This window comes from Terrisporobacter sp., from assembly GCF_017888745.1.
In the GTDB taxonomy this organism is placed as follows: Bacteria; Bacillota; Clostridia; order Peptostreptococcales; family Peptostreptococcaceae; genus Terrisporobacter.
Genome location: NZ_JAGHFM010000082.1, coordinates 1 through 12,031, shown reverse-complemented (window position 1 = coordinate 12,031; position 12,031 = coordinate 1). Strand labels below are relative to the sequence as shown.

13 protein-coding genes are annotated in these 12,031 nt (G+C 26.8%); 12 read left to right on the top strand and 1 reads right to left on the bottom strand.

The window, feature by feature from the left end:
• From J7G74_RS04270 to J7G74_RS04245, 6 genes are all read left to right on the top strand, one after another.
• Positions 1-999: sensor histidine kinase (locus J7G74_RS04270; protein WP_297132319.1), on the top strand; the 999-nt coding region annotated here is incomplete at its 5' end.
• On the top strand, positions 971-1,918 hold the full coding sequence (gene aroE, locus J7G74_RS04265) for a shikimate dehydrogenase (protein WP_297132316.1): 948 nt from the start codon (positions 971-973) through the stop codon (positions 1,916-1,918). The genes J7G74_RS04270 and aroE, both read left to right, overlap by 29 nt.
• A gap of 64 nt (positions 1,919-1,982) precedes the next feature.
• Complete coding sequence (locus J7G74_RS04260; protein ID WP_297132314.1) at positions 1,983-2,294, top strand: hypothetical protein; 312 nt, start codon at positions 1,983-1,985, stop codon at positions 2,292-2,294.
• On the top strand, positions 2,278-2,883 hold the full coding sequence (locus J7G74_RS04255) for a hypothetical protein (RefSeq protein ID WP_297132312.1): 606 nt from the start codon (positions 2,278-2,280) through the stop codon (positions 2,881-2,883). The genes J7G74_RS04260 and J7G74_RS04255 overlap by 17 nt, the downstream gene beginning before the upstream one ends.
• An 84-nt stretch (positions 2,884-2,967) precedes the next feature.
• Complete coding sequence (locus J7G74_RS04250; protein ID WP_297132310.1) at positions 2,968-3,336, top strand: hypothetical protein; 369 nt, start codon at positions 2,968-2,970, stop codon at positions 3,334-3,336.
• Complete coding sequence (locus J7G74_RS04245; RefSeq protein ID WP_297132308.1) at positions 3,326-3,853, top strand: hypothetical protein; 528 nt, start codon at positions 3,326-3,328, stop codon at positions 3,851-3,853. The genes J7G74_RS04250 and J7G74_RS04245 overlap by 11 nt, the downstream gene beginning before the upstream one ends.
• Positions 3,854-4,061: 208 nt before the next feature.
• On the opposite strand, the gene J7G74_RS04240 is transcribed toward J7G74_RS04245, so the two are convergent.
• Complete coding sequence (locus J7G74_RS04240; protein ID WP_297132306.1) at positions 4,062-6,071, bottom strand: NAD(P)/FAD-dependent oxidoreductase; 2,010 nt, start codon at positions 6,069-6,071, stop codon at positions 4,062-4,064.
• A 212-nt stretch (positions 6,072-6,283) separates the two neighbouring features.
• Here J7G74_RS04240 and J7G74_RS04235 point away from each other — a divergent pair, with 212 nt between their 5' ends.
• From J7G74_RS04235 to J7G74_RS04210, 6 genes are all read left to right on the top strand, one after another.
• Complete coding sequence (locus J7G74_RS04235; protein WP_297132304.1) at positions 6,284-7,165, top strand: LysR family transcriptional regulator; 882 nt, start codon at positions 6,284-6,286, stop codon at positions 7,163-7,165.
• Between the two features lie 210 nt (positions 7,166-7,375).
• Positions 7,376-8,242: a shikimate dehydrogenase gene (locus tag J7G74_RS04230; RefSeq protein WP_297132302.1), complete on the top strand. Its 867-nt coding sequence runs from the start codon at positions 7,376-7,378 to the stop codon at positions 8,240-8,242.
• Between the two features lie 84 nt (positions 8,243-8,326).
• On the top strand, positions 8,327-9,088 hold the full coding sequence (gene aroD / locus J7G74_RS04225) for a type I 3-dehydroquinate dehydratase (RefSeq protein ID WP_297132300.1): 762 nt from the start codon (positions 8,327-8,329) through the stop codon (positions 9,086-9,088).
• Positions 9,089-9,160: 72 nt separating this feature from the next.
• Positions 9,161-9,640 carry a TRAP transporter small permease gene (locus J7G74_RS04220; RefSeq protein WP_297132298.1) on the top strand — a complete coding sequence of 160 codons (480 nt, stop codon included), beginning with the start codon at positions 9,161-9,163 and terminating at the stop codon, positions 9,638-9,640.
• Between the two features lie 3 nt (positions 9,641-9,643).
• On the top strand, positions 9,644-10,933 hold the full coding sequence (locus J7G74_RS04215) for a TRAP transporter large permease (protein ID WP_297132296.1): 1,290 nt from the start codon (positions 9,644-9,646) through the stop codon (positions 10,931-10,933).
• 15 nt (positions 10,934-10,948) lie between these two features.
• Complete coding sequence (locus J7G74_RS04210; RefSeq protein ID WP_297132294.1) at positions 10,949-11,950, top strand: TRAP transporter substrate-binding protein; 1,002 nt, start codon at positions 10,949-10,951, stop codon at positions 11,948-11,950.
• The last annotated feature ends 81 nt before the right edge of the window (positions 11,951-12,031 follow it).

Below are 12,031 nucleotides of genomic sequence, written 5' to 3'. Positions count from 1 at the left end.
ATACAAGATATAGAAAATATGGATTTAGATGAAATTTATAATGATATAGCTATAAGTTCAGGAAATATAAATGAGAATATAAAATATATGCAAAAAAGCATTAAAGATGGATATGGAGGTATAGTTCACATTGAAAGTTGTGTGGTTCTTATTGATATTAATAAGTCTACAAAGATGGTACTTATAATAAGAGACATAACAGAGGAAGTTAGAGTTGAATCTATGAAAAGGGAAATTGAGGAAAGTGAAATTATAAATAAAGATATGGACGACTTTTTTATAAATATGTCTCATGAACTATTAACACCAGCAAACTTATTAAATATGAGCAATAAGTTTATATTACGAAACTGTAAAGATATAATAAAAAGAGAACCAGAGGGTGAATTTGCAAAGTATATAGATGTAATGAATAAGCATGTTGATATACTTACGATTTTAATTGATAAAATAATGGAACTATCTAAGTTAGAAACTAATTATTATAAAGATGCAAAAGATACTTATGATTTGGTTTGTATATGCGAAGATATAGTAACTGAACTTAATAAGTATACTATTAATAAGGGAATAAATATAATTTTTGACACAGAAGAAGAAGAAGTATATGTTGAAATAGATCAAGATAATATAACAAAAGCTATTTTAGCATTAATTTCTCTTGTAATTAAAAATTCAAGACTTAAGAGTACCATAAATATTAATATGAGAACCAAGGGTGATAAGGTTATAGTAAGTATAGAAAATTTTGGACGATACGATCATAAAAAACATTTTTATAATTATGATGAAAAAATATTAAATCTAAGCATGTCAATTTCTAAGCTAATTATAAATTTATATAAAGGTAAAATAGATATAAAAACTAATATAGATGATAGTATAATTATTGAGGTAGAATTAAATATTGAAAGAAATGTCAAAGAGTATGATATTGTTAGCAATACAATAGATCAAAATTTTATATATAATGAATACAAAAGATTATGTGATTTTTAATAAATTACTAAAGATAAGTATAAATAATAAAAGATATGATAATAAACAGAATAGAGGAGCAACTATGAATATTAATTCAAGTACAAATTTAATATGTCTTTTAGGACAGCCAGTAAAGCAGAGTTTTTCGCCAAGTATACATAATTATCTTTCACAAAAATATAATAAAAATAATGTTTATATGTGTTTTGATATAGAAAAAAATAACCTAGAAAAAGCAGTAGAGGGAATAAGAGCATATAAAATTAAAGGATGCAATGTAACAATTCCTTATAAAGTTGAGATCATAAAATACTTAGACAAAGTAGATAAGAATGCTTTATTAATTGGAGCTGTAAATACAATAAAGAATGAAAATAACAAATTAATAGGTTATAACACTGATGGGATTGGTTTTGTAAAATCATTATTAGATGAAGGATATGATTTAAAAAATAAAAAAATAATGATATTAGGAGCGGGAGGGGCTTGTAGAAGTATTGCCGTGGAAATATCATCAAATAATGCTTTATCTATTGAGATTAGAAATAGAAGTATAGAAGGAGCTAAGGAAATATGTGATATAATTAATGAAAATTTTAGTACAAAATGCACATATAGTATAAAATCAGTGGATGAAGAAGATTTAAAACATATAGATATTTTAATTAATACAACTCCAATAGGAATGGGAAATGATGAGTGTCCTATAAATGAAGATATAATACCACATAGAGATTTATTAGTATGTGACATAGTTTATAAGCCTCATGAAACTAAACTATTAAAATGGGCAAAAGATAATAATTTAAAAATTATATATGGAATAGGAATGTTAATTAATCAAGGAATTTTGTCTTATAGCATATGGGAAAATATTAAATTAAATGAAGAAGATTTTATAGAAATAAAAGATATATATTTTAATAGTATAAAATAACTATTCCTGAGAAAGGAATGAATATAACATAAAAAGAAGTGGATTTACAAGTTTAGAATGTGTTATGAGCTTTTTTATTTTAAGTATTATTGTATTTATTATAACATCTAGTCTTCATAATAGTTTATATTTGCTAAATAAAAATAAAGATAACATAGAAATGTTATCTATTGCAAAAGAATTTATAGAAGATGAGAGAGCTAAAATAAAAAATGACGATATAATTCAAAGTTATAGTAATATAGAAAAAATTAATAAGTATACGATATATACAACAGTATCAAATACCAACTATTATAAGTGCTATAGTTTAAATGTTAAAGTAGTAGATAAAAATAATTCCATGGAGTTAAATACATATGTTACGAAAAAATAAAGGCTCTATATTAATTATGTCATTGATGATTTTTTCTATAATAAGTATGAGTTGTATAACATGTTCTGGATTGATTTTGAGTAGTAGTAGAATTTCAAATTTAGATTATAAAGATGAACAATTAAGGCAAAAGAATTTAGGTACTATAGAAATTATTCATAGTAATATCCTTAAAGAAGTAAGCTATGCAATTGAAAATATGAAAACAGAAGATGATTATTATGATTATTTTGTAAAAAATAATTCTTTAAATTTTATTAATAAAATTAAAAATTTACCCGGTGATGATAAGAATAAAATTAATGTAAATATAGGTTATAATAGAAATTTATCTAATAAAGCATTTTTACATTATAATGTCTCTACTTCTTATAGTCTGAAAAATTACAAGAAGCATGCTATTGTTAGTTTTAAAATAATAAATCCTTATCTAGGGAAAAAAGATGAAGAAGAATTTAAAGATAAAGAAACTGTTGGGCGAGAAGAAGCAGAAGAAAAATTCGATGAAGTAGAAAGTCATAATATTCAAGAAGATATTAAATTTAATGAAGATGAATTGGTTATATTATATAATTACAAGGAGATATAAATTTATGAAAAAAGAAGGAATGTGACTAGTTTAGAGCTTGTAATAAGTATCAGTATAATAGTAATAATATCAAGTCTTTGCTTTATGAAGTATGAAAATGATAATTATATCATAGACTCTTTTGCAAAGCAGTTATGTTCTGATATTAGATACATAAGAAGAGAAAATATACTTGATAATAAGGTCTATATCCGATTTATAAACGAAAATGATACTTGGGGATATAGTTTATATAATAATTCAATAGAAGAAAAAAGAATATTTTTACCTAAGAATACAAAATTAAGTTATCCTATCACTCAAAATTCTAATTATATTAGATTTGATAGGACAGGAGCTTATGAGCATGGTGGAGGAACAATAATAATTTCTAAGAATAGTATATCAAAATATATAACTATAGTACCTGTAAGTGGAAGAGTACTATATAAAGAGGGAATCTATGAAAAGTAAAAAAAGAGGATATTTACTTTTAGAAGGTATAGTATCTTTATTTATAATAGTAACTTTATCTTTAAGTTTTTATTATATATTATTTTTTTCTAATAATTATAAAAATATGATACAGAATAAAGTTGAACTATATGAACAAGGTGAGGAAATCTCGTTTCAAATTAATAAACTGTTGGAAAACTCAAAGGGTATTGTAAGTATAAGAGATACTAATGGTAAAACTATATTTGAAGATAATAAGTCCTACATAAAAGCAGAATCTATAAAATGTAGATATAGAGATGAATATAATAAAACAGAAAAAGATAGAGAAATTAGTTTTAAAAGAAATAATAAGTTATTTATAAATACTTTAAATAGTGGTGGAGGAAGTGAAGCTGGTGGATATGAGATTGGAGATTATGTAGACTCAATTAATATTATTAATAATAACAATAAAATATCCATAAAACTTTATTTGAGTAAAGGTAGTCAAAAGTATGAAACAGAGTTTAATTCATATATAAGAATGTTTTAATATAAAAAATAGGATGATATATATCATCCTATTTTTCCGTTTGCATACACACATAAATAAATATTTTTTAACAAAACATAACAAAAAACAAGTCAAAGATATTAATGGAATATCTTTACAATATTAAATCTACATGATTTATTAATAAAAAACAATAATTTACAATTATTTTTATGATAAAAATAATTTATCTAATATTATTGATTTACTAGTTTATGCTATCTAGATAGTTAAGATTTGCTAAAGTACTTAAAATATTTCTTCCTTCTGCAACACCTTCTATTATACGTCTAGCACGGAAGCTATCACCTATGTTTAAAATTTCAGCATCATCACCAAAGTTTTCATTAAGCTCATTGATTAATGAATTATTAGCTCTCATTCCAAGACATACAAATCCAAAATCAAATTCTAAATCAGTTTTTTCTCCATTTTCTAGTTCAACAAAGAATGAATCAGATTTAACTTCTAATAATGAAGTATTAGTAAGTTGATTAACATTATATTTTTTCATTGTATGACCAGTATCAGATTTTGTCACAGGATCAAGGCCGTTACCTATTATAGACATTTTCTCAACTATAGTAACCTCAGCATTTCTCTTTGCAAAGAACTCCATTACATCAAGACCAACAGCACCTCCACCAATGATAACAACCTTTTTGCCTGCTAAATCTTCAGGGTAGTTTGGTATATTTTCTATCATTTTAGTTATTGAGTTTACTTTGCTATTTTTTTTATCAACATGATCTGATAAACCTTTAATTGGAGGTAATAAAGGAGTTGAACCTGTTGCATTTACAATAATATTTGGTTTTAAATTTTTTATGAAGTCTACTTTTGCTTCAGTTGCTTTGAATATAAATAAATTATCTAGTTTACTAGCTCTATTTATTAAATATTGTGGGAAGTCATATAATCTCTTTTTATCAGGTATTTTTGATATCTCAGTAGCTAATCCACCAAGAACATCATTTTTCTCTAATAAGAAAGTTGTACATCCTACTTCACTTGCAGTACATGCAGCTTCTAGCCCAGCAGTTCCCCCACCTATAACTACTACATTGCAAGGTTTATTAATATGTTTATTCTTATAATTTTCATATTCATTTACAGATGGATTAACTGTACATCTTATTGGTCGATTTAACATTATTCTATTAGCAGCACATCCTATATTACAAGATATACATTTACGTATTTCATCTTCTTTAGAGTCTTTTACTTTATTAACCCACTCTGGATCAGCAATTAATCCACGTCCCATACCTATTATATCAGCATGATTATTTGATAATATTTCTTCTGCTACCTTAGGATCCCTTATATTACCCATAGATACACATGGCTTATTAAACTTCTCTTTAACCGCTTTTGACATATATGAGCGCCATCCATCTGGGAAGTAGTTGGCATCTATTTGGTATTGGATTGAAGAGTTTAAACCACAAGATACATCGAATACATCTACTTCATCATGTAAGTATTCTAAATATTCAAGTGCATCATCTAAACTATTTCCTCCTTCTACAAGCTCATCTGCACTGATACGAAGGAATATTGGGAAGAATGGTCCAACATTTTTACGAACTTCTTCTATAATCATTTTTGCAAAACGAGTACGATTTTCTATAGAACCACCAAACTCATCAGTTCTATTATTAGTAGTTGGAGATAAGAATTGACTTATTAAATAAGAGTGACCTCCATGTATTTCAACACAGTCAAATCCAGCGGCCTGAGCACGTTTAGCAGCTTCACCATATTTTTTTACTATTAATAGTATTTCATCTTTAGTAAGTGGTCTAGGTATTTCTCCACCAGCTTTAGATGGGATATTTGATGCAGATACTGGCTGCATATTTGTTCTTGAAGACATTGCAGAAGCACCTGCATGGTTAATTTGTATACCTATACAAGTACCATGTTTATGTACACTTTCACATAATTTATATAATCTAGGTATATAACTATCATGATCTATACGAAGTTGAGTTGTTCCATTTGAACCTTGTGGAGAGTAAACGCTTGCATTTTCTACCATTAAAAGTCCAGTTCCACCCTTTGCTCTTTGCTCATAATAGTCTATATGTAAGAAACTCATTTCCCCATTTTGACCGCCATAGTTAGTTCCCATAGGACACATCATAACACGATTTTTCATAGTCATATGTTTTATTGTCAATGGTGATAATAAATTTTTGTAATTTTTATTCATTTTTAATAAACCTCCCTATTTATTCTTAGAAAAAAGTTATTTATAATATCTATAAATTTATTTTTTAACAAGATTCACTTATATTTCAAATTTTAATTTATATGAACCAATAAAACAAATTGATATTTTTGTAGAAAATAATAGAAAAAAACTATAGATTGTAGTAATATAAAAATTGTTAATCAAAAGTAAGATTATTTTAGGGGGAGATTATGAATTTAAATCATTTGCAATATTTTGCTACTTTAGCAAAAGAAGAACATTATACTAAAGCAGCAAAAAAATTATCAATTACACAACCGAGTTTAAGTAATGCTATATCATTGATTGAGAAAGAGTTAGGAACATATTTATTTGAAAAAAAGGGAAGAAATGTTGTACTTACGAAGTATGGAAAAGTGTTTTTAGAATATGTGGAGAAAACTTTAGATACTTTAGATCAAGGCATAAAAAAGACTAAGTTTTTAACAAGTGAGACTAGTGGAATTATAGATATAGGATACATATATACATTTGGTGCAAAAGATATACCAATTTTGGTAAATAAATTTTTAAAAGAGAATAATGAAAAAGAGTATAAGTGTACATTATCAGATGGAAATACATTGGATATAATAAAGGGTCTAAAAAATGATGACTATGATATTGGATTTTGTTCAAAACTTGATAATGAGGAAGATATAGAGTTTATAAAAATTAAAGAAGAAGAGCTTGTATTAATAACACCTAAAAATCATCCTCTTGCTAATAAAAAAGAAGTGGATTTAAGAGAAACAACTGATTATGAGTACGTTGCATTTAAAAAAAATAGTGGTCTAAGACCATTTATTGATAATATGTTTAAGAAAATGGACATAAAACAAAATATAGTATATGAAGTTGAAAAAGATGAATCAATGGCAGGGTTAGTTGAATCTAATTTTGGTATAGCTATTATCCCTAATATACAATTGTTAAAATATTTAGATGTAAATATAATAAAAATTACGAATCCAAAATATGAGAGAAATATATACATGGCAAAAATGAAGAATAAGTATTTATCACCTTGTGTTAAAGAATTTATAAAATTTGTGATAAAAGAATATAAATAGAAACTATAGATTATAAGTTTTAAATTTTAAAAACTTATAGAAAAAAACTATCAAAATAACAAATAACATCAATTGGAATCTTTGATAAATTTTAAATATAATAAATGTTAAAGAAGTCGTAAATTTTTATATGTTATATAATTAAAAATTTAACAAAGTTATATAGGTTACGAATTCATAATTTATATTTTACAAAAGGAGATGGGAAAAATGGCAGAAAGAATAACAGGACATACAGAATTAATTGGATTAATGGCATATCCAATAAGACATTCAAGTTCACCAGCAATGCATAATGAGGCTTTTGCAACACTAGGATTAGACTATGCATATTTAGCATTTGAAGTGGATAACGATTCCTTAGAAGATGCAGTAAAAGGACTTAGAGCTTTAAAATTAAAAGGTTCTAATGTATCTATGCCAAATAAAACAGTTGTGCATAAATATTTAGACGAATTATCACCAGCAGCAAAACTTTGTGGGGCTGTAAATACAATAGTAAATAATGATGGGGTTTTAGTTGGTCATATAACAGATGGTATAGGATATATGCAATCTCTTAAAGAAGAGGGAGTAGATGTAATAGGTAAAAAGATGACTATAGTAGGTGCAGGAGGAGCAGCTACTGCTATAGAAATACAAGCAGCACTTGATGGTGTAAAAGAGATATCTATATTTAATATAAAAGATAAATTCTGGGATAATGCAGTTGAAACAGTTAACAAAATAAACGAAAATACTTCATGTAAAGCTGCTTTATATGATTTAGCAGATTTAGATAAATTAAAAGAAGAAATAGCAGATAGTTTTCTATTTGTAAATGCAACAGGAATGGGAATGAAGCCATTAGAGGGACAAACTTATATACCTGATAAATCTTTCTTTAGACCAGACTTAATAGTTAGTGATGTAGTTTATTCGCCAAGAGAAACTGAAATGTTAAAAATGGCAAGGGAAGTTGGATGTAAGACAATGAATGGTTTAGGTATGATGCTATTCCAAGGTTCAGCTGCATTTGAATTATGGACAGGACAATCAATGCCAATAGACCATATGAAAGAATTCTTAGGAATATAAACTTAATTTAAAATAATAGTAAGTATTTTAACTATAATGAAAATTACTTTTGAGTAATTATAGTATTAATATTTGGAGGACAAAATGAAAACAGTAAAAGTTAGAAATGTAGTGTTAGGTGAAGGAAAGCCTAAGATTTGTGTCCCTATAGTAGGTGTTACAAAAGAGGAAATAATAGGGCAAGCAAAAAACTTACAAAGTGTACCTGTTGATGTTGTTGAATGGCGTGTAGATTGGTTTGAAAATGTATTTAATATAGATAAGGTAAAAGAAGTATTAGCTGAATTAAGAGAAGAATTAAAAGAATTACCTTTACTATTTACATTCCGTACTTCAAAAGAAGGTGGAGAAAAATCAATAGAAACAGAAGTATATGTAAATTTAAACAAAGAAGTTGCTGCTACAGGATTAGTTGATTTAATAGATGTAGAAGTGTTCACTGGAGATGAAGTAATTAAAGAGGTAGTTGAATTTGCTCATAGTGTAAATGTTAAAGTTGTTGCTTCGAATCATGATTTTGATAAAACACCATCAAAAGGTGATATAGTAAGCCGTTTAATAAAAATGCAAGATTTAGGAGCAGATATACCTAAAATAGCTGTAATGCCAAAATGTAAACTAGATGTATTAGAATTATTGGAAGCGACTACTATAATGTCTGAGCAATATGCGAATAGACCTATAATTACGATGTCTATGGCAGGTCAAGGTGTTATTAGTCGTTTATGTGGAGAAGTATTTGGTTCATGTTTAACATTTGGAGCAGTAAATAAAGCATCAGCACCAGGTCAAATAAATGTTGAAGAACTTAATAAGGTTTTAGATATAATCAATAAAAGTATATAAATATAATGCAAGCTACTTATATATATGTAGCTTGTTTTATTTTACAATTATAGAAGGAAGTTGGAGGAGTAGATGAAGTATATAAAGTTTTTAGACGAATATATGGAAGAACTAATAATGATAATATTTTTAGTCATAATGACTCTTATTATGGGTATACAAGTATGTGCAAGGTATTTATTTAATTACTCCCTTGCTTGGTCGGAGGAAGTAACTAGATATTTATATATATGGTCGGGATTTATAAGTATAAGTTACTGTGTAAAAAAGGGAATATCTATTAAAGTTGATCAATTCATAAGTATATTACCAAATAAAATTGAATTTATATTGAAAATGATGAATTATTTTATTGAATTTATTTTCTTTTTCTATTTAATACCATTTGCATATAAATATTTTTTATCGGCAATATCAAGTAATCAACTTAGCCCTGCTTGTAATATGCCTATGTATATTGTGCAGATAGCTCCATTAGTAGGATTTATATTAGTGGAATTTAGAATTATTCAATGTTGGTACAAAGAATTTATAAAGAATAGGATGGTATAAATTATGTCTACGATAATTGTTTTTATAGTATTTGCAATATGTATATTAATAGCAATACCTATTTCTACATCTCTTGGAATTGTATCTATATTGCCAAGTATAATAGAGCCATCTTTTACAGCTAGTGGTCAATTTATAGTTAGATCAATGGTTTCAGGATTGGATAGTTTTCCTCTTTTGGCAGTGCCTATGTTTATTTTATCAGGAGTTATTATGGCTAGAGGAGGTATATCTGAAAAAATATTTAACGTTTTTGTTTATTTATTTGGCAAAGTTAAATCTGGAATACCATGTGCTGTTATAATAACATGCTTATTTTATGGAGCGATATCAGGTTCTGGTCCAGCAACAGTAGCTGCGGTAGGTAGTATGACTATTCCTATTTTAGTAAATTTAGGATATGATAAAACGTTTGCAACGGCTATAGTAGCTACTGCAGGAGGTTTAGGTGTGATAATACCACCAAGTATACCTTATATTATGTTTGGTATGTCATCGGGAGAATCTGTAAGTAAATTATTTTTAGCAGGTATAATACCAGGAATAGTAGTAGCACTACTTCTTATGATATATGCATTTTATTATTGCTCTAAACACGGTGAGGACAGAGAAAAAATTAACTGTGAAGTATCTAAATTACGAAAAAAAGGTTTAATTTCAGTGTTAAGAGAAGGCTTCTGGGCTTTATTAACTCCAGCTATTATTCTAGGATGTATATATTCAGGTATAGCATCACCTACAGAGGCGGCAGTTATTTCTGTATTTTATGCATTATTTGTAAGCTTATTTGCTTATAAAACTATCAAGGTAAAGGACATATGGAGTATATTAGTTGATTCAACTAAAACTTTTGCACCTATATTGTTTATTTTAGGAGCATCTGTTGCTTTTTCAAGAGTACTTACTTTAATGCAAGTTCCACAAATAATAAGTGACTGGATACTTGGTAATATATCGAATAAAATAGTGCTTTTAATAGTAATTAATTTATTCTTGCTACTTGTAGGTATGGTTATGGATACTACACCGGCTATATTAATACTAACACCAATACTATTACCTATAACTACATCAGTAGGCATAGATCCAATACATTTTGGAATAGTTATGGTTGTTAATCTAGCTATAGGTTTTATAACACCTCCTATAGGTATAAATTTATTTGTAGCCAGTTCACTTGTAGATATTCCAGTATATGAAATTGCTAAATGTGTCTTGCCATTAATTGGATATTTTATAATAGCACTACTATTAATTAGTTTTATTCCTTCAATAAGTTTATGTCTATTATAAGAAAGGGGTTTGAAAATGAAAAAATATATTAGTATTTTCATGATTTTATTTTCAATTATTATATTTTCAGGTTGTGCCAAAACTGATAATGAAGAAGATGTTCAAGTATATGATTGGCCCTTAGCTACAGCAAGTCCAGAAGACACCATAACTCAAATTTATGCTCAGAAATTTGCTGATGAAGTTTATAGACTTAGTGACGGAAAGATGAAGATAAGGGTGTATAGTAATAGTATTTTAGGTGGAGATAGAGAATTATTAGAAAGTTGCAAAGATGGAGATATTCCATTTATTGTGCAAAATACAGCTCCTCAAGTTAGTTTTATGCCAGAAACAGCTATATTTGATTTACCTTCATCTTTTGATGATATTGAAGATTTAAGAGAATCTATTGATGATAAGGAATTTATTAATTTAATGGAAGATGTATATGAAGATGCAGGATATAAACTTCTTGGTTTTACTGATCAAGGATTTAGAATTATGACTAGTAACAAAAAAGTAGAAGATATTTCTGATTTTAAAGGGCAAAAAATTAGAACTATGGAAAATAGCAACCATATTAATTTCTGGAAAGACTTAGGAGCAAATCCAACACCTATGAGTTTTAGTGAAGTCTATATAGGATTACAACAAAATACAATAGATGCTCAAGAGAACCCATATGAAGTAGTAGTTTCTAGTAAGTTATATGAACAACAGAAATATTTAATTAAGACAAATCATTTGCCGCATGTAATATCTTTAATTTCAAATAATGATTTTTATAATAATTTATCTGAAAATCAACAAAATATAATAGATGAAGCTACAAAAATTGCTAAAGAATATTCTAGGAAGCAATGTGATGAAAGAATAATAAGTAGAATGGATTACATTGAAGAAAATGGAACGGAAATCATTGAATTATCTAGTGATATCAAAGAAAAGATAATAGAAGCTTGCTCAGATGTATATGAAGACATAAAAAAACAAGTTGGAAATGATTTAGTTAACTCTTATATAAAAGAAAAATAAGTTAATAATCGTACATGTAATAAGGCTATGATTTATAAATCATAGCCTTATTACATGTACGATTATTATGCTAAATATTGT